Genomic DNA, 25,837 nt, shown 5'->3' on the forward strand with positions numbered 1-25,837 from the left:
CCGTGGTTATGGCGCTGGCCTCTGGCCCCATATCTGTCACACCTGCCGCGTTTCATCTTGTCCAGACAACTTCTCCGGACACTCCGTCCCAGCCGGCGTTGATGGGGACAACCGGCGGGGAAGCCTTACCATCACCGGGAGACGCTGGGCAGGAAGGTCCGGGCGCATTGGCTGATACTGGTGTGGATCCTCGAACATCCGGGAATGTTCCAGCCCGTCGGTATTTCCATATCGCCAGCGGTTATGGAAAGCAGGTCCCACTTGGTTTCGCCGTGCGTCAGATCGTTCCGCATGGGGTGCGTGTGGTGTTCGCGGCGGACGTGGACACCAGCGTTCCTGTTGACTGGCAGGGCGGCCGGGAATGGAACAAGGTTCTGGCGACCACGGTAGCCCAGGCGGGTGACGTCATTGATGTTGGTCATAATAAAGTCGCGGTCCGACGTCGAATTCGCTGACTGGTCGCATGATGGCCCGACACCTTCGTCGTAATCACCCGAGGAAGGTTCCATGAACAAGCCCTCATCCGTCCGGAAATCCGGACTTTCTTCCCCGATGCCCAATGTCTCCCTTGCGCTGGATGCGCTCGGCGAGATCTGGCGCATCAGGGGCGGGGAGGACGTCATCGCGATGTTGGACAATGATATGACAGCGAGGACGGCCTGGCACGCCATCCTCGCTGGTGTCGCGCCGCATGAATGGCCGGATCTGGTCAGCTCCCTTGACGCGCTGATCCCCTATCTGCGCGGCCGCAGGGACCTGTTGTCGGCGGACAGCCCTTTTGGACGGGGCGTAATCTCGGAAAGCAGGCGCCAGGCGCTTCATCGCCTTCTTGCTCCGGAAAGGATTGCCCTGCTGGAGGCTGTGACGCGTCCGGCTACACGTCAGGAGGCCGCATGATCGGTCTGCGCTTCCGTGTCCTGTTGTCAGTGGCCGCCGCTCTTGTATCGATACAGGGGCATGCGCAGACCATGTCATCAGCCGCCTCTGGCGCCACGACATCTACGGGAAGCGTCGGCTGCGCCGCCCTGACCCAGGCGGCGGCAACAGCCGTAAACGAACGCGTTCAGGCCAACGATGCTTACGAAAAGCAGCCGGATAGCGTCAACGGCCTATCCTGCCTGAGCAATTTTTTCAACGGCACCGGATTGAATCTCATCACGAACGGCCTTGACCCCGCGGCACTCCTGCAGGCCGTCGAGGGCCAGATAGGTGGCCAGGTCTGTCAGGCCGCACAGGCGGCATGGGGTAACGCCATGGGGTCGACCCAATGTGGACTCAGTTTGTCAGGCGTTAACCTGGGGCTCGGTTTTGGCTCGAGTAGCGGGCTCATGTGCCCGAGCCTGAGTTTCGGTGGTGGTGGGCCGCCAATCGCGACCGCCATTGCGGGGACGTCGAGCGGTACGACTGATCTGTATATCAACGGATCTCCCCAGCTTCCGACCGGATACAGCCTGAGCAATCTCGTGGACGGAGTGTTCTGATGCGCAGGCTGCAGATGGTTATCATTGGTGTTGCTTCGTGCGTCTGCGTGCTGGCAGTCACGCCGCGTCCGGCATACGCGCTTTTCAGTGACGCCGCTGTCGTTGCAGCGATCAAGCTTCTTCAGGCGTTCACGGGCAACGCCCTCAATACGATGACAAAAAATCTGACGGACAGCATCGATTCAAACCTCAGTAGCCTTACAAACCCGAATTCCGTTGCGTCTCTCCTGACGAAGGGTTTCACGCAGGTTGCCAATTACGCGAAAGCCCAGGTCGGTGCCCAGTCGCAACTCATGGATGCCCAGGACGCAGCGATGGCCGGATTTCTACGGCGCCAGCAGGAAACCGGAATCCGGGACGAGCATATGATGAACCCGGAATTCTGCGCGGGCCTTGACGCCCAGCAGTCCACCGTGGCCGCGTCCAAAGCGGCGCGCTCTGCGGTGTACGCCATTGCGACCGTGAGCGATCCCCGCGGTGAGGCAGGTCAGGGAACGCCCTCCTATTACGGCAAGTCACAAGGCACGGATGCGAACATGTCCCTGCACCTCAAGCGCTACTGTTCGTCGGACGACGTGGCCCAGGGGCTCTGCTCTTCCGTGTCCCGGCTGCCGAACGCCGACCAGCGTGCTGCCAGCCTGTTCGGCGCTGATACCCTATCTGCGGATGGAGCTGTGGATGCAGCCAATGATTATGCGACTACCCTCATCCAGCCAGTAGCGCCGGCGGCCCTGCGTGGCGAGCAGCTGTCCAGCCTTCGTGGACGTGAAGCCGCAACCCGGCGCCGGTCATACAACAGTCGTATGTCTCTTGCCCGCTGGGTCACGGGCTACGTCACATCTCTTGGCGTGCCGTCCGTCACGCTGACGCGTGACCAGAAGGCTGAAATGACGGCTGAGGGGCTCACACCGCTCGACAAGGCGTCATGGCTGCAGGCCATGGCGCTGGAAGTCAATCGCAGGGTCTCCAGCGTAAGCTGGAACGCCTCGCTCCAGGCAATGCCTCCCGCGTCGGTCATGCGCGAAGTTGCCACCGAGATGGCGCAGTCCAATTACCTTGCGCTGCAGAACTACCGTCTCGGGCTCTACCTCGCGACCATGGGAGCTGCCCGGGTCGCGCAGGGAGAAGAGGTCGCCTTCAAGGACGGCCTGACACCGATGCCTTCCCCCACGATCAATCCCTAGAGGTTTGCCATGTCTGAGGCCCAGCAGAAAACCGGCGATATCGAGGATGTGCTGAAAACCCTCGATCGCGTGCAGTCCGAATACAGAAAGCAGGCGCCCGGGCAGGCCGCCGCATATGACCGGCTGCGGCAGGAATCCCGTGAGCCTGACGTCCAGAATGATCCCGGGTTCCGTACGCGCGTCGCATACGCCGTGCAGGATGTAGAGCGCCTTTTGGGACCGACGCTTGAAAAGGAGCATCCTCTCCGCGCCGAGATGACAGAGCGCGCGGCGCATTACCCAGGTCTGAACGAACCTGTGGTCGCTGCGATGATGCGTGAAACGCATCGCCTTCAGCAGCCAGAAGTAAACGCGATCCGGACACTTGCCAGTGAACTGGTTGAAGGACATCAGGATCCGGACCACCCGGACATCGCGCACACCATCGAGAGCCTGAGGGCGACCGTCTTTCCCGAACCGGGGCACCAGCCAGCGCCAGGGCAGAATCATGCTGCCGGGTCTGCGCACGATGAGAAAGGTCAAGCGGATAAAACCCGTGGAATGGCGTCCCCGGGTGGGGGCGCTCCGCAAGGACCGGAGCAGTCGGCCAGCAGCCAACCCGGACAGACCCATACGATGGATCCTCAGAAGGACTTTCGAGAGAAACAGACAGGTCCCGCAAAAGATGCGCCGGAAAGCCGATCGACGATGGATGACAACGGCACAAAGGAAAAGGCGGCAGCGAACACACGGGAAACGAACGCCGCTACCAGGGAGCAGGAGGAAGTAAAGGTTATTCGCGGCGGGGGCTTTGCCCGCCTCGCGGAAGCGATTGCCTCGCGCATTGATAGCCAGCCTGCGAGCCCGGCATCATCATGGATGGAAAAGGCCGTCGATTTCAGCACCCGGCTGCACAACGCGCGTGACGAAAAGAGCCTGGAGGCGACCGAACGTCTGGGAAAGCAGGCGGTGGAGGCCCTGCGTGACCTCAGGGAGCGGCCAGCTTCCTCCATCATGGCGGCGATTTCAGATGCAGGAAAGGGTGATCCTGACGGTGTTGCCGGTGTGTTGTCGGAGATGAAGGCCGGTGGCCGGTATGCCGATCTGCATAGCCAGTTTGTGACGGAGAAACAGAATAACCAGGCGTTCGCGGCGCAACTGGAGAATGTCACCAGCAGGCTCGAAGCCTACGGAAAGGGAAGGGACGCCGCCGAGGCAACAGGCCAGCGCATGGGAATGCCCGGCAGTGTGACGCAGCGCTTCACCCAGCTCGATGCCGAGATCGGCAGGACTGCGGCCGAGGTGCCCGGAAAAAAGGAGGGGGCCAGTGCGCTGGAAGATGTGAGCGAAAAGGTCCGCGAGATGATGCACAAGGCCGTAACCGCGGTGACGGATTTCATGACGCGGATGAATCCCGGTCCCACCGCCAGTCCTGCGCCGTGACTTCGCCGCTGGAGGACAAACCATGACGCCCTTTCGTCGCCTTGTATTCGCCATCCTGCCGCTCCTGTTTCTGTCGGCTCTTACCGTGTCCGCTGCAGCGCAGACGGTCGTCGCGACCGGTTCAGGGGATGCAGCCAGCAGCACGGGCTATAACGTGACATGGGACCTGCTTGATCCGGGCAGTGATTGGGCGGCGCAGGTCATCCGGTCCGTATTCCCGGTTTTCGGGCAGGATACGGGCGCGCCCAGCATCGGCAACGAGGCGACCGTCATAGGAACCATGATCGGGTGGTTCTCCGGGTTTGTCATGGCATTTGCGATGGCGGTCGTAAGCTATATCTACTTCATGAACATCCACCGGGGTGCAGAAACAGCGCAACTCCTTGGTAACAACCAGACCAGCATGTCGATTGTGCGGATCGGGATTGCGGCCATCCTGATGTGGCCGCTTCCGACAACCGGCTTCAATGCGGCGCAGGCCGTTGTCGTGCAGGGCTCGCTCTGGGGCATCGGTATGGCGAAGGTCGTCTATGACAAGGCGAAGCAGGCGATCGGACCCGACGGCAAGGTCATCGCACAGCCCCTCATCCCCGGCACAAAGGGGATTGTGACCGGTCTTGTGAAAAATGAGTTCTGCCGGGCCATTATTAACATTGCTGCGAATAACACGAACCTGATTGAGGCCCCGACCGGGCAGACCGTCCTGTCCGTGACCGGCGGGAAGATGGGGATCATCAACTATTCTTACAATATGGCAGCCGGCGCAGGAGACGGGACACCAGTTTGCGGGGCCGTAAGTCTGCAGGCGCCCAATACTGACGCGGTGAATCTGGCCGGTTTTCAGGTCGACCAGGCGGGTATGCAAAAACAGGTCCTTGATTCCGTGATCCTTGGCGACATTCGCAGCCAGGTTGCGCAGGTGGCCCAGAATTACTGGCAGACGAAAACGACAGCGTCCCTGGCCCCACTCATGACCATCATCGTCAATGCCACCAACGATTATGCGTCGCGTCTCACGACGCAGGCGGCACAACTGCGGTCCAAGCTTCAGGACACGGTCAACAATCAGACCCTCGCGCTTCACCAATGGGGGATTTCGACGAACGGAGATTCGGTCAACACCAGCAACCAGATGGATACTCTCGGGTGGACCGGCGCAGGAGCCTACTATCTCGAATTTGCGCGCCTCAATGGCCAGACCCTGTCTCTCATGACCGCAACGCCAACCATCACCACGCCATCCTATTCCGGCCTCGGAAACTATCTTGCCTCGGACATTGCGCCTCTTGTGCAGTCTGCGGACACCTTTATGGAGAACATTGACAGCATGGTTGCAACGCAGGATGGCGTGACCGCGCCAGGCGGGAATGCTGACCTGTACACAGGAGCGATACCGGGCGGAGACGGTGCGGGTGTGCTCGACCAGCTGTTCCGCGCCCTGCACCTGAATGATTACGCCCTGCAGATCGTGACCGGATTTATCGAGCCGTCCGGTACGAACGGCTACTGGACGGATCCGTTTGGCAATCTCATGTCACTTGGCAACTGGATGATCACGACCGCCCTTCTCACCATGGGCACTGCGTCGGTTCTTTCTTCTACGGCCGGCACCGTCGGTATTGGCGTGCTGTCGCTTCTGAGCGGAAATCCTGAAGGTGCCGTTGCGGCAGGGGCCGGGCACGCACTGATGCACTTTTTTGGCGCGCCGATTATCGGCGGCTGTTTCGCCATGCTTATGCCAGGCCTCACCATCGCCTATGTCATCCCGATGATCCCGTTTGTCATGTGGATGTTTGCCGTGGCTGGATGGTTCATCATGGTCTGTGAGTCCGTGATTGCAGCGCCTCTGTGGATGCTCGCGCATATGACCATGAACGGGGAGGGGCTGCACGGTCATGCAAAACAGGGTTATGCCCTTCTGTTCAATGTCATCTTCCGGCCGGTGCTGATGCTGTTCGGACTTTTCCTTGGATATTTTATATTTGATTCAGTGTCGTGGCTGATCCACATGTGTTTCGGCATTGCGGCCGGACTGGTGCTGTCAAACGGCTGGATTGTGAGCAACTTCCTCGGCATGATTGTTCTGGTCAGCCTGTTTGTCATGATTCATGTCACTTTGGCGTTCATTTCATTCAGGATGATCTCGATCCTACCCCAGCGGGTTCCCGCCATGATCGGATTTGGTGACGTGGACCGGGTCGACATCGACCAGTTCAGCCGGGACGCCGCCGTTGTCGGTATGGCGGGCACGTTGCTCTCGATTCAGCAGTCGCTCGGTGGGAGCGATCGAACTGCGACCCAGCCTATGGATGATAAAAATAGTAAGCAAATATATACGGGTGCAAATAAAGCTGTAGATACGACAATGAAAAAGATCCTATAGTGCGTTACACTTGGAGGGCATGAAATGTTTGGTGGCAACGGGTTGAGTGGGCCGGCAGGCTTCATACTCGGACGCATGTCGTGTCAGTATAGCGAGAGCTTGCAACGCAATATCCGACAGGCCCTTCATGGTGCTGCTCCGCCGCATTTTAACGAACTCGAAGAGCAGGTTCGGTTAATCAGTCGCTTGACCGAGGCACTTAATCTGGCAAATGCTCACTCCGATAAACTCGAAAGCCAGTTGGAAGACTGGAAAGACTACGCTCATGGCCTGGAATCCCAGATCAGAGAACTGAAAGACCATTTTTGTCGGACGAGTGCTCATGCTGAGCAGCTTGCCAACGATCTCAAAATATCAAGGGAACAGGAAAAAGACCGGGCGCAAGAACTTGAGGCAATCCGTGTCAATTACCGCCGACTCAGCGATGACCATGTCACACTGACAACCAAGGCCGAGAACATGGAACGACGGATTTGGGGCTATCTTTCCATGGAAAATGAATGGAGAAAGCGGCAGTCCTAGTCGCAAGATACTTGGTCAGGATGGTCTCCTCTAAGCGGGAGACCATTCGTGAAACATCTCATTCTACCTCTTGTCCTCTCCCCCTGGCTTGCGGCATGCAGCGCTGGCAACGTGTCGTCTGCTGCCCATGTGCATGGCCCAAAGGCTCCGCCGACCAGGCATGCGCGTTATGATCCGCACGCTGCCTACGGATCGACACGTGTAATCTGGACACCCCCTACGTGCGATCGCGCCGGTACGATCGTCCGGCCTGATGATCCACGGGTGATGCAGGGGCGCGAGGATTATGAACACGCCTCTTGGGCAACAGGCGCTCAGGGCGGCGACAAGAACGCGCCTCCCGGGACGTTCTGAGTGCTCCGCCGATCCTATCTATTCACCAGCGCAATGCAGATGGACTTGCGCTTACGGCTTGCGGGGAATGAGGCTGTCGGCGGTCGCGACAAATTGGCGGGCGGAACACAGGCGGCGTTCGCGGATCTGCCAGTTGAGCCACGCGTTCTGAAACGCCACGAGTGCCAGAAATGTCCAGAAGGGTGCGAACTCCAGCGCAGCAAGGAGTTGGGTGCCCTTCCAGTGGGAAAGGAGCATCTCTCCGGCCCAGCCAAGAATCAGACCTACAGCGAGCATACTGGCAGCAAGCGCCCGCCTGTATGTCTCATGCTGTCTCCGATCGAGTAAGATCGCCACAACGCGGGGTTCGACGCCATATTCGGCAGCGATCGCGGCGATATCAATAGGGGTACCGTCTGGCGCCCGCGGGCCCTGCATACTGGCTTTAGGCTTCAGTAATGCCTTCCCGAGGGCTTCAATCAGCGCGGCGTTCCTCGTCACATCGGACCAGGCGACCAATGTACGTGGGTCGCCAATCATCAGGCGGGCCACTTTGCGCGTTTTTGCAAAAAAACGCCGCGGGCCGGTCTGGTCCTGTCGTGTCTTCATTGCGAGACCGAGGTGAGAAACGTGATGACATCCGTGGGAACGCCGTCGAGCCGGCCGATCCTGCCATTGCGGTGCATCCAGACGAAGGTTGGGGTCCCTGTGAGCCCTATCTGCCGTGCAATCCCGGTATTGCGGGCAAGCTTCTCCCCACTATCCGGTTCAGGTACAGTCAATCTCGGGTTTAGACGACCGTTGACCCACGCTTGTGCCATCTCGTTTGCCGGAAGCGACAGCATGGCTCTCGCATTGACGGTACTGGCGCCATTATCCTCGTAATCAAGCAATGACAGCGGGACTATTTTCAGGCGAACTTTCCCCGCATCGATTGCGGGCTGAAGGATATGCATTGCCTTCATCGAGTAGATACATTGCGGGTCTATGAACATGATGACTTCCGGGGCTGAAGGTGTCCCTATAAGGCCTCCCGAGAGACCCAGAAGCCCGGACTGTTCGTTAGTGTCGGATGAAGGGCCAGAGATACTGATTTCTGGGACGGCTCCGGGAATGTCCCTGATCTGGTCTTTCGTGATGTCCTGTCCAGTGGCGCCCCACATGCGGGCCGCGACTGCTGCCTTGCCATCCGGGGTCGCATAGACGACCTGAAAACGGTTATCCGCCCGAACAAACATTCCCCTGATGCCTTCGACCGGCGTGAGATCGTGGGCGCGCGATCCGGCCAGGGAACGTAGGGTGTCGTATGGTACCGGAACCAGCGTGCCGCTAAGCACGATTGCATGGCTTTCCGGAGCGAAAAAGACGAGGAGTTCGTTCCGGGTATGGGCGATGCCAGCTTCGAAGCCGTGGAGATCGGGCAGTTTTTCGATGTTGGCCCCTGCTATCCCAAGGTGGGCGACTGCATCAGTCCTACCTTTATTATCATGTTCCAGGGGCGGCCCTATGGTGTTGCTCCTGGACACAATCGGAGTGGACACAGAGCATTGCTGTCCTCGCGCTGGCGCGTGTATGAGCAGGAGAAATGGCAACACGTAGAAACTGCGCATGGCGGACTCCGGACAATACCTATGTCCCGTACGCCCTGATCATGCGACTGCGATTAAAAAAAATCATTCCTTTTCGTTCCCCCTTTCTCGAGACAGGGGATTTTCAAAAGGGGGGGTGATCGGGGAGAGAATAAACGTCTCTCCTGCTTCGCTTCCTAATTCGTCGACCGACATCTCACTTATCATTTTTACAAGAATATCAACGCGGAGTTGCAAATAATGGGAATTCGGATGGTCGTCTTTCAACTGACGGCCTTTTTCGTGGCAAAGCACCAGAATGGGGTGCAATGATCTTGCCTGCTCACGCCTGGCAGTTGATGTTTTCGCTGGAGAAGCAATGTATTCAATATTGCATCTCAGCGCTAAAATCGCCTGAACCAGCGTCAGACATAGCTGTCCGGATTGTTCGTCATCGATAAGCTCGAAACGCGAGCGAAGTTCATCAAACTTCATGTCATCCTCACACGGATCAAGACGAACACACTGAAGCAACGCAGTGCACGGTTGCCATGTTTCTTACGGAGCGCTGGAGCGGCATAACCCGATATACTTTGCTATTATTCACGATTTTCGTCGTGATTTAATCTGGTCACCTAGCTACACGGAATCATGATCAGGCTGCCCAATCTACACGATTCCGTCTTGTTGTAACGTATATCTCATTATTGTTACCGAGTGTTTCATAGATATTCTGCGGGCAACGTATGTTCGAAACATGCGGAGCTATTGCTGGGTGATCGAAGGGCAGTCATGCCTGGATGGCAAGAAAAAGCGTCTTCTACGTCATCTTGCGATCGGTCGTGGCTTGAAGCAACCACCAACATGCTGGATGACTGACGTATCGGAAGACATCCGCATCGTACCATCCGACCCATAGATCGCAGGAAATGATCCATGCATGCTCCAAGCGAAGTTGCAAAAGGCTGAAAGAAGTTCAGAATATCTGTACTTGGATAATAGATCATGTTAGCATCATGCGATGCGCAGGACCAATATGACATCCAGAAGATCAACGAGCGCCGTTCCCCCAGAGAAAACAATACAGCTTGGACTGTTCCCACTATCGGTCCAGTTGCGCCGTATTCAACCCAGTTTCAATGAGTGGCGGTATTACGGACTGTCAGTTCAGCCCGACCTGTTCGGTGGTGCCGCGCTTGTTCGTAACTGGGGCAGGATCGGGACAGCTGGCACCCAGCGCGTGGATCTCTATCCGGATGAAGGCGCCGCGGTGAATGCCCTGACCGCGATGATCCGTTATCGCCTGAAACGCGGCTATATCGTTACACAGCCATGACTGGCTGCATTACCTGCAGGGGTAACCCGGTGTGATCATCGGACAGGTGATAGAGATAAATACTGTATCCGCTCACCACGTCATGGAAAATTCGTGTGTGGATATATTCGGACTAAAAAACTTATCATCGACATTGGGGTGAGCCGTAGTTTTCGTGAAAGGCCCGCTGCATAAGCCAGTTTACGCCGTCTGATAGCGTAATCAGGGGCAGGCTCCGCCGCATACAATTTGCGTAAAACTTGATGTTCATGGTGCAATGTGATCGATGTAGGCAACGTGCCGCAATATATAATTCAGCTTTCGATACGCCATATTTTGCCGATTGCATAAAGACTTACACTCCGGCAATGTTATTCGGTAAAAATATAGCGGAGAGGCTTTATCATGGACCAATCAGACGACCTATCCCCGGCAATTGTAATTGCCATGAGCGACATCGTGGCAGCGCATCTCGGCAATACCAATACCTCTCTGCCGACAGAACATGTCCCGGCGTTTATCCGCGATGTCTACGCTGCTATCCGCGAAACAACACCGGCCACAGAGAAAAATAGCAGCATCCCTGCCCAGCAGCCTGCAGTTCCAGTCGGGCAGTCGGTATTTCCTGACTACATCGTCTGTCTGGAAGATGGCAAAAAACTCAAAATGCTCAAGCGTCACCTGCAGACAAGGTACGGAATGACGCCAACGCAATACCGAGAGAAGTGGCAACTTCCTATGGATTATCCCATGGTTGCTCCGGAGTATGCCAAAATGCGGGCGACTCTGGCGCGAGACGCGGGCCTTGGACGTAAGGTTTTGGTGCCCCAGACCGCTCCCGTGGACGAAGCAACCGCAGCACCTTCTGTCGATAGTGCGACGAAAGAAGTGTTGGTCGACACTGCTGAGGCTGTATTACCCCCCAAAAAAACGATTTCGAAGCGATCCAGGTCGTCGGCAACTGAAACCGGATCTTCCGCGGCATCGCCAAAGAAAACGCCGGGTTCCAAGACTTCAGCGAGACCGCGTGCGGTACGGAAGACCGGCACGAAAGCAAAAGGGGCCAAGGTCTGACTGATCAGCCCGGCCTATCCGGCTTTGTCATAAGGCAGCCAGGCATCACCCGAACGTCAGGATGATCAGATGGTGAATGTTCATGAGGAAGATGTTCGAGTTATCATTGCGCCAGTTCGCGCCACACTGCTCAAACTGGAAGATCTCGTCGCCGGGATTACCGATCTGAACGGGCATGATGAAATTGACTTTGGACAGTCTGTAGGTGACGAAAGCTGGTGAACACCAAATCGCAGGTCACGTGGGTTCCGGACTGCGGCGACATTGTCTGGTTGGAATTTGATCCCTCAGCCGGGGCGGAAACGGGCTGTGCATCGGCCTGCGGTGCTTCTCAGCCCTGCAAGTTATAATGCCAAAGCGGGGATGACGCTTTGCTGCCCCATGACCACTAAAATCAAAGGCTATCCGTTTGAAGTAGCCGTAGTAGTAAAACCCGCCAGTGTGGTCCTCTCTGATCAGGTGAGAAGTCTGGACTGGCGGATGCGGAACGCGAAGCTCAAAGGAAAGGTCTCGGCAAAGGAAATTGAGGCAGTTCGTCAGCATGCCAGATTACTGGCTGGCCGAGGAAAACAGGGAAGCCCGAACATTTCTATGTATTCAAACATGTCCTGCCGGACTTCTTAATATGTGTTGTAGGTTCGACGCTCCATGCGCTTGTCTGATGAGCGATCAACCACGTTCTACGCCGACATACAGGGCAACGTTGGCCTCTGCGCCAGAAAACGGAAACATGAGATGTGCAGCACAGCCGAACAGGGTCACGTTCGGTTGCGGCTGCCAGCACATTCCTGGCGGTAGGTTGCTATACGTTAGCAATGGCACCGGGCTGTGGTCGGGTTTTGTAATCTAATTGGGCAGGGGTGTGAAATCACCTGTTTCAGTCTGGGTGCGGGGTGAGTCTGGAGCCTTATCCTGACGCCGATGAGCGTTCAAAACGCCGGGTACCGGCTAGACGAGCCATCAGCCCGCATATGAGTGCGGCTGCACAACGCGGGCCTATGTATGATACCGGTGATCGGGTTGAAAAAGGCAGAGCTGGGTACCGAGGGCACGACAGCATCATGTCCGTCCGTAGCAAGGAACTTTAACAGATGCTCAAATCCGAGATACGAGCCTAGCCAGCTGTGGCAGAGCAGCACAAGTGGGCAAGACGCCACGCCTTCGGTGGGTGTTATTGACAGCCAGTCGGTTAAAACCGCTACAACAGCGGCCGCTGTGGTTATGACGCGAGCAAAAAAAATCAAGGGTCGCGAGCGGCATATCTCGACCGACACGCTGTGTCATGTCGTGGCAGCTGTCGTGCATCCCGCCGACATTCAGGATCATAACGGTGCGCCGCCGGCAGCAACCAAAATACGCTCATTGTTCGCTTGGCTGCGCCATCTGATTGGTGAGGGTGGATATGCTGGCGAGAAGTTGCGTGGTGTGCTGGTCGAACGTGGCCGACGGACGATCGAGATCGTCAAGCGCAGCGATCGGGCTGAAGGCTTCATCATCATGCCGAAACGCTGGATCGTGGAGCGTCGCTTCGTATGGCTCGGACGCTGCCGCCGTTTCACGAAACATGTCGAGGCACCAATCTCGTTATCCTGTGCACAGTTGATGATTGTCCATATCTGCAGGGTGCTGAGACAAATCAATCAAACCGCTTTCTAATTCAGGCTCTAACAGAGCCTTAAATTCACATATGAAATTATCGCTTACTCTAAATATAGAAATGATAATCATTTTCATAATATAAATTCTCTTTTGTAGACCGGATGTTCAGGTTCACGTCAGGTTTCTCTGTTACCGTCAGAAAGTCATCGTCGTGATGGCAGGAACTTTATGTACGCCGGGGAACAGACGCTTATTATGCAAAGGATAGTGCGGGATAGTCTGTATGCAGCCTGTATTTTCTTCCTAGGGGTGTCGGCCGCTTGGGCGGATGATGGGACAGAGGGCATATGTATGACGGTCCGGCATGGTATACGTTTGCATGTAGATGGCATGTATGGGGGTTATCCCCATTCCGTACTGCGTGACGCCGTGCTGCAGGGCGTGGCGTGCCCCTCTGATGAAGCTGAACGGCATGTCTTCGGTCTCATTGCCGACCCGCCGCCACACCTGCGTATTTCCGTTACGAGGCCCATGGGGCAGGGGCAGCAGGGGGCGATTTCGGCCCGGCTGTTCTCGCAGGGGCATTTTGTCATCGGGGAACGCATGTCCCTTTCGCCCCTGGCGCGTTCGCAGTCCCCGTTTTCGGTCACGTCCGAGATCAATCTGCTGATGGCGCGACTGTGGAGCGATTTGGCCGAACGGATCAGCCATGGTGGTCGCGCCATTCCATGATGGCCTGAAGCATGAACCGCGCCATCCCCCCCATCCCCCCCATCGTGTCGATCGCCATGGCCTGTGCCCTGCCATGGATGGCCCTGGCCCAGGACGCCCGCCCTGGCCCATCCTTCCATGAAGCCGTCGGCATGGCCTGGGCGATCGATCCCGTCCGCACCGAACTTCAGGTCGGCCATCATTCCGCCCGCGCCCGCGCCAGCGCTGCCGGGTCATGGTTTGCCGGCGGCCCGACCCTGTCGGGTGAATACATGGATGACCACATGCTGGGCAGTAACGAAGGCTATACAACCTATCAGGGCGGCGTATCGGTGCCGCTGTGGTTGCCGGGGCAGGGCAGTGCAACAAAACAGGTAGCCAGCGCGGAAGCCGCGTCGATTGATGAGCAGCTCAATGTCGAACACATGGCGCTATCCATCCGGGTGCTGGACGCAGCTGCCGCCGCCCTGATTGCCCGTACCCGGATGGATGTGGCCCATGCCCTGTACGATGCGACAGCGCGCATGGCCGGCAATGCGACGCATGCGGTGCATGGTGGGGAACTGGCCTCGGTCGATGGGCAGATGGCGCAGGCGGCGATGGAGAACGCGCGCAATGAACTGGCCCTGGCACAGGAGGAAGCGCAGAACGCGACTACGGCCCTGGAGGTGCTGCTGGGGCGCCCGGTTGTGCCTGACCTGAGCCGTTATGGTGGCGGCGACGTGACGCAGGCCCGTTTTGTCAGCCCGCGCGACATGGAAGACAACGATCCCCGCATAAAGGTCGCGCACCGCAATGTGGAAGCCGCCGAAGCGAACATGAAACTGGCGCGCCGTTCGTTCATGCCCAACCCGGAAATCGGCGTGGACGCCATTCATGAAAAGCAGTACGGCAGCCCGTGGGATGATCGTGTGGGCGTGAATTTCAGCATCCCCCTGCCCAGCGAGGTCCGTAACACCCCCATCATGTCCGAAGCCCGCAACCGCCTGGCCACGGCCACCAGCCAGGAAACGCAGGCGCGGCGCATGGTGCATCTGGAAATGATGCGCGTGCGTGAACGCCTGATCGCGGCCACCACGGCACGACAGGCTACCCGCAGTGCCGCAGAGAATATGGAAAAGCGGGCCCAGGCGCAGGAACGGGCCTGGCAAGTAGGCGAAGCCGGTGTGGATACGGCGCTTGCCGCCCGGCAGGCGGCCGCCAATACCCGACTGGCCAGTGTCCGGGCTGAAGTGGAATGGCATGTCGCCAGCATCCGCATGCTGATTGCAACAGGTGTCGTGCCATGAAGCGGATTGCCTCCATCCTGTTTCTTCTCGGCCTGTCCGCCCTGCCTGCCCATGCCGGGGAGGGGACGCTGCCCCCGATCGTGAAGCTGGACGGGGCGGCGGTTGCCAATGAAGGGGTAACCATCGTCACAGCCACGCCGGGTCGCGTGGCACCCATGCTGCCGGTCATGAGCCGGGTCATGCCCGATACGACGCGGGTCGTTCATATCCATCCCGCCGGCAGTGGCAAGGTGCTGGCAGTACTGGTACAGCCCGGAGCATCCGTGCAGCGGGGGCAGGCGCTGGTGCGCTATCAGGATCATTCCCTGCATGTTGCGCGCCTGCAGGCGGTTCAGATGCGTGCAGCGCTTGCTGCCGCCATTGCGGCCCGGACCGATGCGGCAGGCGCGGTGCAGCGGGCTAGGGCACTGGCTGGCGAGAGCATATCATTGGCCGAACTGCGCCGCAGGCAGGACGTGCTGGCACAGGCGGATGCCACCATGCGTGCACGCCAGGCGGATGTGGACACGTTGGGCCACCGTTTTGCCGAGGAGTTCAATTCATCATCGGAGCAGGACAGTCAGGGCGCGGAAGACGAAACCTCGACCCTGATCTCCCCTGTCAACGGCATGGTGCAGGTGATCGGTACGTCAGTGGCGGGTGATGTGGACCCGAGCATGGATGTGGCCACCGTCGCGGATCTGTCCAGCATATGGCTTGTCTCCGACATCCCGCCGGACCAGGCGGCGCGGATCGCACCAGGCGGCCAGCAGGTAACGCGGACGGCAGACGGCCCGTTTACATCCCGTATCGATACGGTGGACGGGATGGCCAGTTCCCTGACCGGGCTGGTCCGGGTCATAAGCCGTGTGTCAAACCCCACTGGCGCGCTGGTGCCCGGTATGGTGCTGGATTCCGCACTGGCTCAGCGTGACAGCGTGGCGGGTCTTGTCGTGCCGTCCGAAGCCATCCAGCAGATTGACGGGCGCAGCGTCGTGTTCGTGCGGGTGAACGCGACGGACTACCGGCCGGTCGTGGTCGATGTGGCACTGGATGACGGGCGGCAGGCAGTGCTGCGTTCCGGCCTGACAGAGGGCGAGCCGGTGGTGGGTCATGGTAGTTTTGCCCTGCGTTCCGTCATCGGTCTGGCCGGAATGGATGCAGACTGATGGCACATGCCTACCTTGCCACCCTGATCCGCGCGCGCATGCTGGTGCTGGGCGGTCTTGGCCTGCTGCTGGCCGCGGGCATCATGACTGTCCTGGGCCTGCCGGTGGAAGCGGTGCCGGATATTTCGCCCCGGCAGGTTCTCGTCTCGGTCGTGGCGCCGGGCCTTGCGACGGAGGAAGTGGAAAAACTCATCACCTTTCCCGTCGAGACCAGCATGACCGGAATCCCCGGCATGACTGACCTGCGTTCCGTATCGCGCGGCGGCGTCTCGGTGGTGTATGTGCAGTTTGCCGATGATACCGACATCAACCTGGACCGCACCCGCGTGAACGAGCGCATACAGCAGGCGCGCGCCAGCATATCCGTGCCCGGCATTACCGTCAGCATGGGGCCGCTGGCTACCGGCATGGGCGAGATCATGCAGTTCCAGATCCGTGGCGCGGGGGGTTCGCTCATGGAACTCAACCGCATCATGAACTGGACCGTGGTGCCGCAGATGCGTCTTGTACCCGGTGTGGTGGATGTCAACGTCAATGGCGGGGCGGAAGAAACCTATGAGGTGACGCTGGACCCCGCGCGGCTGATCGGCAGCAACCTTTCGGTAGGCGAGGTCTATCGTGCGGTGGATGCCGGCAACGCGGCATCCGGCGGCGGATGGATCACGCACCATGCCGAACAGCAGAGCGTGGTCGGACGCGGGCTGGTCGGCAGCCTGGCCGACTTTGGCAACATTGCCGTGCGCACCAACCCCGATGGGTCCGCCGTGCGGCTGCGCGATCTTGGCCGCGTGCGCGCAGGCGCGCGCACCCGTCTGGGGGCGGTAACGCGTGACGGGCAGGGCGAGATCGTGATCGGCGTGGTGATGATGGAAAGCGGGGCGAGTTCCAACGCAACGCTTGCCGCCATCAACCGTGCGCTGCCGGGCATACGGCAGGCTTTGCCCGCAGGCGTCACGATCGAACCCTATTACACCCGCGCCACCCTGACCGGGCAGACCATCGCCACCGTGCGTGACAACCTGGTCATGGGCGCCGTGCTGGTGGTGGGGGTGCTGGTGGTGGTGATCGGGAGCTGGCAGGCCGCCCTTGTCATTGCCTCGGTCATTCCGGTTGCCCTTGTCTGCGCGATGGCGGGCATGCGGCAGTTCGGTATCTCGGCCAACCTGCTCAGCCTTGGCGCAATCGATTTCGGCATGATTGTCGATGGTTCGCTGGTGGTGATCGAACATGTGCTGTCGCGCAGGGAGGAGGAGCCGGACGCCGAATTCATTCCGCTGGTCATCTCCTCCGTGCAGCAGGTCATGCGCCCGGTGGGGTTTGCCATACTGGTCATCATCATGGTCTATCTGCCGATCCTGACCCTGCAGGGGATCGAGGGGCACATGTTCCGCCCCATGGCGCAGACGGTCATCATGGCGCTGCTGGCGTCGCTGGCGTACTGCTTCATCTGCGTGCCCGTTCTGGCCGCCCTTGCGCTGGGGGGCGTGCGGCCTGCGGGTGATACGCGGCTGATTGCCTTCCTGCGCCGGCCCTATACCCATATGGTGACATGGGGGGAAACCCATCCACGCATCCTGTTTGGCGGTACGCTGGTGGTGCTGGCCCTTTCAGCGGGGCTTGCGATGAGGCTGGGCGGTGAGTTCATTCCCCAGCTTGATGAAGGGGCGCTGGCGGTCACCACCACGCGGCTGCCCTCGGCCTCGCTTGATACGGTTCTGGCGTCAGTCACGAAGCAGGAGCAGATCCTGCGCCGCTTCCCCGAAGTGCGCGCGGTGGTCAGCAATACCGGCACATCGGCCATTCCCACCGACCCGATGGGCGTGAACGAGACCGACAGCTTCATCTTCCTCAACCCACCCGCCACATGGAAAACCGCCCGCACGCAGGCGGGGCTGGTCGCCGCGATGGATGATACCCTGCGGCGCGAACTGCCCGATGCGCTGTATTCATGGAGCCAGCCGGTGCAGATGCGCATGGATGACCTGCTCTCTGGCGTGCGCACGCAGATTGCCGTCTCGATCTTTGGCGATGACCTGGCCATGCTGGCCGAGCTGGGTGACCGGGTGGTGGCGGCTATGTCCGGCGTGAAGGGGGCAGCGGACGTGGCGGCTGCGGGGGACGGCACCGTGCCGCTGATCGTGGTCGACATTGACCGCACGCAGGCTGCCAGCCGCAATGTGGCGGTGCAGGACATTCTCGATACGGTGGAGGCCATAGGCGGGCATATCGGCGCCCGGCCGGTGATCGTGGATAACGCCATCATCGGCACGCAGGTCCGCCTTGACCCCCGCGTGGCGACATCCGCCGCCGCCATTGGCGCGCTGCAGGTCCGGCGGATGGACGGGCAGGGGAATGCGATGCTGTCACAGGTGGCGCATGTGCATGAAGTCGATGGGCCGCCGCGCATAAGCCGCGACCGGGTACGCCGGCGCATGGTGGTGCAGGCCAATGTGCGCGGGCGTGATCTGTCTTCCTATGTAGCCGAAGCACAGGCCCGTGTGGCGCGGGACGTGAAGCTGCCCGCGGGCTATACCATGCAGTGGGACGGGCAGTTCCGTAACCTGCAATCAGCTACAAGGCGGCTGGAGATCGTGCTGCCCGTTGCCCTTGGCCTGATCTTTGCGCTGCTGGTGGTGGCGTTTGGCGCAGTGCGGCCCGCGCTGCTGGTGTTCGTCAACCTGCCGGTGGCGGCAACCGGCGGCATCGTGGCGCTGACGCTGCGCGGCATGCCGTTCAGCATTTCGGCGGGGATCGGCTTCATCGCGCTGTTTGGCGTGGCGATCCTGAATGGCGTGGTGCTGGTCAGTGAGATCGCAGCCCTGCGGGCACGGGGAATGGCCGTGGCACAGGCGGCCTTTGCGGCCGCGGAATCCCGCTTCCGTCCCGTCATGGCTACAGCCCTTGTCGCCAGCCTTGGCTTTTTTCCCATGGCGTTTTCCGAAAGTGCGGGCGCGGAAGTCGAGCGCCCGCTGGCCAGTGTGGTGATCGGCGGGCTGGTCACGTCCACGTTGCTGACCCTGCTTGTGCTGCCATCACTGTATGCCCGGGTCATGCGGGAAAAGGATCAGGACTGATGCGTATCCTTATTGTCGAGGATGAATACGATCTGGGTGTGGCGGTGCAGGAGCGCGTGGGTCTGGACGGGCATGCCGTGGACTGGTTCACGACGCTGGAGGACGCGCGCGCGGCCATGGCAACGGTGGATTATGATTTCATGCTGCTCGACCTTGGCCTGCCCGATGGAAGTGGGCGCGACCTGTTGCGTGAGGTCCGTCGGACATCATCAGACATCGCCATCCTCATCACCACGGCAGAGGACCAGATCAGTGACCGTATCGCGGGTCTGTCCGAAGGGGCAGATGATTATATCGTCAAGCCCTATGACCTGAATGAACTCGTGGCCCGTATTGCGGCAGTGGCCCGCCGGTATGCATCGCCGCGCAGGCACGCGCACTGCCGCGTGGGAGAGATTACGATAGACCGGGAGAACCGGTCTGTATCGCGTGATGGCGAGCGGCTGGACCTGACCGCGCGGGAATGGAGCATCATGGAACTGCTGTCGCGCAGTCCGGGCCGGATCTATTCGCGCCAGCAGATTGACACCGCGCTGTATGCGCTGGACCGGGACGTGGACAGCAATACCGTCGAGGTTTTCATCAGCCGCCTGCGGCGCAAGGTCGGCAACACGGTCATCCGGACCATACGCGGCCGTGGCTACTGCCTCGATGCAAGGGACGGCGCATGAAAAGCTGGAGCCTGTCTACCCGGATCATCATCAGCGTACTCATGGTCGTGATACTGGGGCTGCTGATCCTCAGTGTCGCGGTAGGTGGATTTACCCGCTACGAGGTAACGGAACGGCTGGACAACTCGCTGCAGGAAGTTTCCGAGCGCCTGCAGACGGCTGTGGAGACACGACTGCATGATCCGGGTGCGGCGTCATCCATCGCCTGGCTGCCGGAAGTCGGGCCACGCACCCTGGCCTATCAGATCGTGGATGTGACCGGGCATGTCGTGTTGCGTTCCCAGAATGCCCCGCAGGACGCATTCGAGCGCGCGTGGCGGACCGGGTTTGCTAATGTTCCGCATTTTCGCGTTTATGTCGCGTCACCCGTGGCGGAGAAATACCGCGTTCTTGTGGGGGAACCGACCTTCCACCGGCGCGAGGCCGTCCGGCGCGCGATGCTGATCTCTGTCGTGCCCATGCTGCTTTTCATGCCGGTGATCTGGTGGCTGGTGCGCCTGATCGTGCGGCGCGCCCTGCGCCCGCTGGACCTGCTGCATGACGAGATGCGCGCACGTGGCAGCGGCAACCTTCAGCCCATTCCCCCCCTTGATCTCCCTGACGAACTAGTCTCCATCCAGCGCTCGATCAATACGCTGTTGGCGCGGTTGGAGGCAGCGCTCTCTACCGAGCGCGCCTTTGCCGCAAGCGCTGCGCATGAACTGCGTAACCCGCTTGGAGCCCTTCTGGCGCAGGTACAGATGCTGGGCCGACTGATGCCGGCGGGTTCGGATACGGGCCGGCGGGTGGAGCTCATTGCCGACCGGACCCGCAGGCTGGGCCGCACGGTGGAAAAACTGCTGCAGTTTTCCCGCGCCTCGTCCGGCGTCGCTTTCCGGCGCGACCGTTTCGACCTGATGACCGTAGTGCATGTCCTTGTCGATGATCTTGGGCATAATCCGTGTGACGGGCAGGGCATTGTCATCGCGCCAGACGGGATTCACCACATATTCGTACATGGTGACATGGATGCGACCGGCATCATGTTGCGCAACCTGCTTGAAAACGCCCTGCTGCATGGAGGGCACCATATGCCCGTGCGGGTGGCCGTGCTACCAGATGGTGGAATCGACATCACCAATGACTGCCCCGCGCTGCCACCCGGCATATTCCAGCGGCTGACTAGCCCATTCGTGCGCGGCGGGACCGGTAATCATGGCAGTGGCCTGGGTCTCGCCATTGCCAGTAATATCGCTACCCAAATGGACGTTACTCTGCGCTTACGTTCCCCACTTACAGGATCTGCCAGAGGATTTGGTGTGTGTGTCACCTTTCCAAACTCGAAGGTAACCTAATTCATGACAGTAGAGGAACAGACGCGCAGGCAACTCCATTTTGCGTACTCTACTCCCCTATGTCACGAATGCCCTGCGTCACGGTTGCCTGGTACAGCAGCCCGTTGGCAATATTCTTAGAGGCTGCTTGGGAAAATCAGTCAACACGTGCCTATGGGTGGTGGGGTTGATGCCTCTTTCGCTGCGTACCGACTACGCTTTCCGTGTGTTGATCCACTTGGCGTGTAATCCTGATTCGCGTGTTACCGTCAGGAACATCACTGAGTTGCAGGGCATTTCGCACAATCATCTTGTGAAAGTTGTACAACACCTGTGTCATGCCGGGATCGTACAAGGTACCCGGGGAGGTACTGGTGGCATCCGTCTGGCTGTGTCTGCCAGAAACATCAACGTCGGTCATATTATGCGGCTCATGGAAACTGAAAAAGAATCCCCTGGCGCCTGTCACCCATCTGGCAATAACCAGTGTATACTGGGCAATGCTTGTCAGTTTCGCCATCTCATAGTACAGGCCGTTGATGCATTTATGGCATTTTCCGATGGAATGAGCTTATACTACGGGCTATCACCTTTGACCTATATGAGCCCATTTTCTGAGGCCGATGGATCGGATGGTCTGTGGCAGGGCGGTGAGGTTGTTCCATGCGGTGCATGCGGCTTCGATGATGTGTTCGATGCCGCTGAACACGGTGTTGGACAGCCAGTTGGCGCGTAGGAACTGCCAGATATTCTCGACCGGGTTCAGTTCGGGCGCGCGGGACGGCAGGAAGATCAGGCTGACGTTGCGCGGCAGTCTGAGTTTGGGTGTTGTATGCCAGCCGGCACGATCGAGCAGGACGACGGCATGCGCTCCGCGTGCGACGCAGCGTGAGATTTCCTCGATATGCAGTTGCATGCTGGCCGTGCCGGTAAACGGCAACACCAGGCCTGCCGCCTTGCCGAGTGCGGGGCAGATGGCGCCGAACAGCCAGGCATTCTCATAGCGTTGATCGGCAGGCTGGCGTGGTCGGGTGCCACGCCGCGCCCATTGCCGGACAAGACCGTTTTTCTGCCCGATGCGGGCCTCGTCCTGCCACCAGAGTTCAATCCGCCTGCCTCTGGGCAGATGCCCGGTGTGGGCGCTCAGGATCGTGGGGAAGTTTTTTTAAACGCGTCCATGACGGACGGATCCTGTCCGGGGTGACGCGGACGCGCGCTGACGTGGCTGAACCCAAGCCGCTTCAACAGGGCGGAGACATGGCGTTCGTGATAGGAGACGCCAAAACGCTCTTCGATGACCCGCTGAAGATCGACCCGACGCCAGCGCACCACGCCGTCCCGGGCACGGTCAGGCCCTGTCGTGACCAGCGCCGATAATTCTGCCAGTTGGTCCGCTGTCAGGCGGCAGACCGACCCGTTGCGCCACTGATCGTGCAAGCCATCCGGCCCCGCAGCATTGAACCGGTGCACCCAGTCCCGCAGGGTTTGCCGGTCCATCCCGCCGATCCGCGCCGCTTCGCCCCGGCTGGCACCGTCGCGCACCGCAGCCAGAGACAAAAGGCGCCGTGCAACATTCGCATCCCGCGTACGAGAGGCCAGACGCCGTAACGCAGAAGCCGTATAATCCGTCCGTAAGGCAATCGCACCAGCCATTCCCGATCCTCCCTCTCACGACAGAATCAGAACAGGCCCTTCGCGTCACTTCACAGATGAGTCAGAGACAGTAGCCCTTGGTATTACTGGATCTCACTAGTGGTTCAGGATAATGTGTTTGCTCACTTTTCCATCCTGGCATGATGCCTCCCTCAAACAGTTGATAGAACATTTGAAGCCGTCGATGAAAAAAATGTCACTGTAGTCATAGTGAATCTCGTGTGAAGTAAGATTCATATAATCTTCAGGTGCAAAGTTCATTTTGTTGCGGGTAATATAATGATAGCGGACGTTATTATTATTACGGTGTTGAAAGATTTTTACCAAAGTACGGACGGCTTCTAGGCTCGGGACACATAGCCAGAACATGACGGTTGCGGTGAGACAGATGGCTGAGAAGAAGACGGTCGGGCATCTGTTGTAGCGGGTTGCAACCCGCCGCCAGCCCTTGAGCCTTCCGAATATGATCTCGATGCGATTGCGGCGTTTATATTTTCTCTTGTCGTATCTGACCGGTTTTCCGCGAGATTTCTGTCCTGAAATGCAGGGCTTTTATACCTTTTGCTTCCAGGGCGTCCCTGAACCAGTCGGCGTCATCCCCGCGATCTCCCGGCATCCATTGTGCTTCAGGAAGACTATCCAGCAGGGCAGCGGCATCGGTATAATCGCTTATCTGTCCCGCAGTCATGAAAAAGCTCAGCGGTCGCCCACTCTGGTCGGTGATCGCATGCAGCTTCGTGTTTATGCCCCTCTGGTGCGGCCGATCAAGCGACCTGGATCCCCTTTTTTAGCCGCACGCTCGAAGCCGTGCGGTGTGCCTGGAGATACGTCGCATCAGTCATGATGGTCTGGGGCTCTGCCTTTCCGGCAGCCAGACCGTCCATCATCCGGGCGCAGATCCCCATGGCGCCCCAGCGCTTCCAACGGTTTTAGAGCGTCTTATGTGGACCGTATTCCCGGGGCGCATCGCGCCAGCGCAAGCCGTTCCGATTGACAAAAATGATGCCGCTCAGCATTCGGCGGTCATCAACGCAGGCTCTACCATGGCTCTTAAAGAAAAAGGGCCGCAGACGCTCCATTTGTTCGTCCGGCAGCCAAAACAGGTCGCTCATCTCCAGTCTCCTCACAGAGCCTGAATCAGATTCCCGCACTTAAATCAATGGGTTGTTATCATAGGGGATGAAGCCAGTCTGGAAAGCACTCGGGGGCTCAACTCGCGTTCATCACCATTTTCCCATTCGACCGCGAAAGTGTGTTGTCGCCATGACACGGACGCTGCGGCTTCATGGGCTACGTGGGCGAAATGCACCGTGACATTTGCCTGCCGCGCTAACTGACTACTGGCGGAGATCACCATCATGACACCCGCCACGACCATGGCGGCATGACCAATATGGTGAAACAGGCGATCATGCAGGTGCGGCAACAGGTACTTCATGATTATTGATGACAGAACCGCCGCCGCAGCAACAGCGATACCCGCAATGCTGGCCCGGGTATTCAACAGGCCGAACTCAGCGTAGAGAGCGATCTTGAGCACATGCAGCATGATTTCGTTGGCCGCGCGGGTTGCGACGATTTCTTCCTTCCGCAGACCAAGTCGATAATAAAACCCATTGAACACCAGGCCGACCGCTCCGGTAAAACCGGAAATGAAGCCGGCGGTAGCACCCAGCACGTGCAGTTCGATAGCGTGGGGCGTTTTCACAGTGACCTGGGGTGCAGGCTTGCGAAAGAGAAGGGGAAGATTCCCCATCAGGAATACGCCAAGAAGCAGCGACAGATAGGCTGGCTCCATACGGCTCAATGCCCATGCGCCCAGGGCGGCGAAGGGCAACGCGGTGGGCGCAAAATGCCGGACGATGTCCCACCGGATCGCCTGCCGGAACGAGATGATGCGCGTCGCCGAACTGGCAACTGTCCCGATCGACAGGGCGGCTGGCACCTGAGTGCCAGGCAGCACCAGCCCCAGCAGGGGCATTAGGAGCAGCCCGGCACCGCCTCCCGACACGGCGCTCAGGCCAAATGCCGCGGCTGATGCAACCAGAATCAGGGACCAGAGCAGCATGGTTTGTATGAATCCCGATTTGGATCCCTGCTCGCCGGGACCGTTGCAGGCGGCCACATCGCATGGGCGCGCGGCATCATTATTTCTGGCGAAAGCTCACGGGGATGTCAGCTTACAATGCCCCAATCTTCAGTCGTATTTGCACATCTCTAACCAGCCAGGAGGTCTGCTGTCTATGAGGCCGTGAAGGCTAGAGCTCTATGGGTAATTTAACGATACACCTTACGCCAGGGTTGTTGTGAGACAAGACGATCGTGCCCCGGTGCAGTTGTACTACGGCTTTCACCATGGTAAGCCCTAGCCCGTTACCGTCATGCGTACGGCTTGTATCAAGACGGACAAAGCGGTCGAATACCCGAAGCATGGCTTCGTCCGGAATGCCTGGACCATTATCGGCTATTTCTATCGTGATGGTCTTGTCCGAAAGCATTATGGTCGCTGTGATGGTGGTCTGGTCGGGCGTATGGCGTACGGCATTCTCGATCAGGTTGGAGAACGCCTGCCGTAAAAGGACTGGATGACCGGTGACGGTAGGGCAGGCGGGAATGATTTCGGTTTCCAGGCGCTGTCCATTGTCTTCGATAACGGAGCGATACGGTTCTAGAACTGATTCCAGAAGTCGTGCGGGATCGAGGGGTTCCATTTCGTTGTTCCATGCCCCGGACTCAAGTTGCGCCAGCTTGAGCAGCGAGGAAAATATTTCCAATGCGGCATCCAGATCCTCGATTGCACACTCGACCTGCTCATGCATGGTATCGGAAGGTCCATGTGCCCCAATGGCGCGCTCAAGATTCTGGCGCATACGCGCCAGCGGGCGGCGCATGTCGTGCGCGATGTCATTGGAGACCTGTTTCAGACTTGCAATCAGGTATTCATTCTGGTCGAGCATCGCATTGAGGCTCTCCGAGAGATGATCAAGCTCATCATCCGGGGACTATCCTGAATTTTGTGCGGTGTGGTGATAAATTGCTCGAAGAGGAGCCCCCGCATGAGCATTGATAAAGACCTCCTGGACCGCCTGATGGAAGG

At 59.0% G+C, this 25,837-nt stretch carries 23 protein-coding genes and 3 pseudogenes; 17 read left to right on the forward strand and 9 right to left on the reverse strand.

Annotation, left to right across the window (positions count from 1 at the left end; translation table 11 throughout):
- Positions 1–131 precede the first annotated feature (131 nt).
- Positions 132–509: a hypothetical protein gene (locus tag CDI09_RS12595; protein WP_029329627.1), complete on the reverse strand. Its 378-nt coding sequence runs from the start codon at positions 507–509 to the stop codon at positions 132–134.
- On the opposite strand from CDI09_RS12595, the gene CDI09_RS12600 reads away from it, so the two are divergent.
- Genes CDI09_RS12600 through CDI09_RS12625 form a run of 6 tightly spaced genes read left to right on the forward strand, consistent with a single transcriptional unit; the run spans position 508 to position 6,992 of the window.
- A complete protein-coding gene (locus CDI09_RS12600; protein ID WP_223846643.1) occupies positions 508–897 on the forward strand; it encodes a hypothetical protein in 390 nt (129 codons plus the stop codon). The genes CDI09_RS12595 and CDI09_RS12600 overlap by 2 nt on opposite strands.
- On the forward strand, positions 894–1,481 hold the full coding sequence (locus CDI09_RS12605; protein WP_010515543.1) for a hypothetical protein: 588 nt from the start codon (positions 894–896) through the stop codon (positions 1,479–1,481). Before CDI09_RS12600 ends, CDI09_RS12605 begins: the two co-directional genes overlap by 4 nt.
- Positions 1,481–2,665: a hypothetical protein gene (locus CDI09_RS12610; protein ID WP_078524680.1), complete on the forward strand. Its 1,185-nt coding sequence runs from the start codon at positions 1,481–1,483 to the stop codon at positions 2,663–2,665. The genes CDI09_RS12605 and CDI09_RS12610 overlap by 1 nt, the downstream gene beginning before the upstream one ends.
- 9 nt (positions 2,666–2,674) lie before the next feature.
- Positions 2,675–4,087 carry a hypothetical protein gene (locus CDI09_RS12615; RefSeq protein ID WP_078524679.1) on the forward strand — a complete coding sequence of 471 codons (1,413 nt, stop codon included), beginning with the start codon at positions 2,675–2,677 and terminating at the stop codon, positions 4,085–4,087.
- Positions 4,088–4,109: 22 nt separating this feature from the next.
- A complete protein-coding gene (locus CDI09_RS12620) occupies positions 4,110–6,470 on the forward strand; it encodes a DotA/TraY family protein (RefSeq protein ID WP_078524678.1) in 2,361 nt (786 codons plus the stop codon).
- A gap of 24 nt (positions 6,471–6,494) precedes the next feature.
- The gene (locus CDI09_RS12625; protein WP_019086203.1) at positions 6,495–6,992 is read left to right on the forward strand and encodes a hypothetical protein; all 498 of its coding nucleotides are present in this window, start codon (positions 6,495–6,497) and stop codon (positions 6,990–6,992) included.
- A gap of 405 nt (positions 6,993–7,397) precedes the next feature.
- Here the strand turns inward: CDI09_RS12625 and CDI09_RS12635 are convergent, their stop codons facing one another.
- The 3 genes from CDI09_RS12635 to CDI09_RS12645 all read right to left on the reverse strand — a co-directional run bounded on the left by CDI09_RS12635 (position 7,398) and on the right by CDI09_RS12645 (position 9,388).
- Positions 7,398–7,934: a hypothetical protein gene (locus tag CDI09_RS12635; protein ID WP_025440166.1), complete on the reverse strand. Its 537-nt coding sequence runs from the start codon at positions 7,932–7,934 to the stop codon at positions 7,398–7,400.
- Positions 7,931–8,935 carry a thiol:disulfide interchange protein gene (locus CDI09_RS12640; protein ID WP_025440167.1) on the reverse strand — a complete coding sequence of 335 codons (1,005 nt, stop codon included), beginning with the start codon at positions 8,933–8,935 and terminating at the stop codon, positions 7,931–7,933. Before CDI09_RS12640 ends, CDI09_RS12635 begins: the two co-directional genes overlap by 4 nt.
- Before the next feature lie 63 nt (positions 8,936–8,998).
- On the reverse strand, positions 8,999–9,388 hold the full coding sequence (locus CDI09_RS12645; RefSeq protein ID WP_078524676.1) for a hypothetical protein: 390 nt from the start codon (positions 9,386–9,388) through the stop codon (positions 8,999–9,001).
- 541 nt (positions 9,389–9,929) lie between these two features.
- Between CDI09_RS12645 and CDI09_RS12650 the strand changes: the two genes are divergently transcribed.
- Positions 9,930–10,229 carry a WGR domain-containing protein gene (locus CDI09_RS12650; protein WP_039736669.1) on the forward strand — a complete coding sequence of 100 codons (300 nt, stop codon included), beginning with the start codon at positions 9,930–9,932 and terminating at the stop codon, positions 10,227–10,229.
- Between the two features lie 384 nt (positions 10,230–10,613).
- Positions 10,614–11,282 (forward strand): MucR family transcriptional regulator, encoded by a 669-nt coding sequence (locus CDI09_RS12655; RefSeq protein ID WP_019086198.1) that lies wholly within the window; start codon positions 10,614–10,616, stop codon positions 11,280–11,282.
- Between the two features lie 45 nt (positions 11,283–11,327).
- Here CDI09_RS12655 and CDI09_RS18855 read toward each other — a convergent pair whose 3' ends face one another.
- Positions 11,328–11,459, reverse strand: coding sequence for a hypothetical protein (locus tag CDI09_RS18855; protein WP_007396711.1), 132 nt, complete (start codon positions 11,457–11,459; stop codon positions 11,328–11,330).
- Positions 11,460–11,606: 147 nt separating this feature from the next.
- On the opposite strand from CDI09_RS18855, the gene CDI09_RS12660 reads away from it, so the two are divergent.
- The 9 genes and pseudogenes from CDI09_RS12660 to CDI09_RS12700 form a co-directional block, all read left to right on the forward strand.
- The gene (locus CDI09_RS12660) at positions 11,607–11,906 is read left to right on the forward strand and encodes a type II toxin-antitoxin system PemK/MazF family toxin (RefSeq protein WP_078527732.1); all 300 of its coding nucleotides are present in this window, start codon (positions 11,607–11,609) and stop codon (positions 11,904–11,906) included.
- A gap of 519 nt (positions 11,907–12,425) precedes the next feature.
- Positions 12,426–12,938: pseudogene (locus CDI09_RS12665) on the forward strand (transposase); the annotation flags it as partial.
- Between the two features lie 198 nt (positions 12,939–13,136).
- Complete coding sequence (locus CDI09_RS12670; RefSeq protein ID WP_370664434.1) at positions 13,137–13,613, forward strand: hypothetical protein; 477 nt, start codon at positions 13,137–13,139, stop codon at positions 13,611–13,613.
- Between the two features lie 11 nt (positions 13,614–13,624).
- Positions 13,625–14,881, forward strand: coding sequence for a TolC family protein (locus tag CDI09_RS12675; protein ID WP_019086195.1), 1,257 nt, complete (start codon positions 13,625–13,627; stop codon positions 14,879–14,881).
- A complete protein-coding gene (locus CDI09_RS12680; protein ID WP_019086194.1) occupies positions 14,878–16,029 on the forward strand; it encodes an efflux RND transporter periplasmic adaptor subunit in 1,152 nt (383 codons plus the stop codon). Before CDI09_RS12675 ends, CDI09_RS12680 begins: the two co-directional genes overlap by 4 nt.
- Positions 16,029–19,103 carry an efflux RND transporter permease subunit gene (locus tag CDI09_RS12685; protein WP_019086193.1) on the forward strand — a complete coding sequence of 1,025 codons (3,075 nt, stop codon included), beginning with the start codon at positions 16,029–16,031 and terminating at the stop codon, positions 19,101–19,103. The genes CDI09_RS12680 and CDI09_RS12685 overlap by 1 nt, the downstream gene beginning before the upstream one ends.
- Positions 19,103–19,774, forward strand: a complete 672-nt coding sequence (locus tag CDI09_RS12690) for a response regulator transcription factor (RefSeq protein ID WP_007396721.1) — start codon at positions 19,103–19,105, stop codon at positions 19,772–19,774. The genes CDI09_RS12685 and CDI09_RS12690 overlap by 1 nt, the downstream gene beginning before the upstream one ends.
- Complete coding sequence (locus CDI09_RS12695) at positions 19,771–21,108, forward strand: histidine kinase dimerization/phospho-acceptor domain-containing protein (protein ID WP_078524675.1); 1,338 nt, start codon at positions 19,771–19,773, stop codon at positions 21,106–21,108. The genes CDI09_RS12690 and CDI09_RS12695 overlap by 4 nt, the downstream gene beginning before the upstream one ends.
- 169 nt (positions 21,109–21,277) lie before the next feature.
- Positions 21,278–21,601: pseudogene (locus CDI09_RS12700) on the forward strand (RrF2 family transcriptional regulator); the annotation flags it as partial.
- A gap of 72 nt (positions 21,602–21,673) precedes the next feature.
- Here the strand turns inward: CDI09_RS12700 and CDI09_RS12705 are convergent.
- The 4 genes and pseudogenes from CDI09_RS12705 to CDI09_RS12720 all read right to left on the reverse strand — a co-directional run bounded on the left by CDI09_RS12705 (position 21,674) and on the right by CDI09_RS12720 (position 25,697).
- Positions 21,674–22,740 (reverse strand): IS630 family transposase gene (locus CDI09_RS12705; protein WP_110571345.1). Its coding sequence is split into 2 segments (ribosomal slippage): positions 21,674–22,254 and positions 22,254–22,740, totalling 1,068 coding nucleotides; the frame shifts between segments, so codons are not numbered across the junction.
- A 357-nt stretch (positions 22,741–23,097) separates the two neighbouring features.
- Positions 23,098–23,852: pseudogene (locus tag CDI09_RS12710) on the reverse strand (IS5 family transposase); the annotation flags it as partial.
- Between the two features lie 44 nt (positions 23,853–23,896).
- Positions 23,897–24,808 (reverse strand): sulfite exporter TauE/SafE family protein, encoded by a 912-nt coding sequence (locus CDI09_RS12715; protein WP_010509936.1) that lies wholly within the window; start codon positions 24,806–24,808, stop codon positions 23,897–23,899.
- A gap of 190 nt (positions 24,809–24,998) precedes the next feature.
- Complete coding sequence (locus CDI09_RS12720) at positions 24,999–25,697, reverse strand: sensor histidine kinase (RefSeq protein WP_249034025.1); 699 nt, start codon at positions 25,695–25,697, stop codon at positions 24,999–25,001.
- Positions 25,698–25,837 lie beyond the last annotated feature (140 nt).

This window comes from Komagataeibacter nataicola (assembly GCF_003207795.1).
Taxonomy (GTDB): domain Bacteria; phylum Pseudomonadota; class Alphaproteobacteria; order Acetobacterales; family Acetobacteraceae; genus Komagataeibacter; species Komagataeibacter nataicola.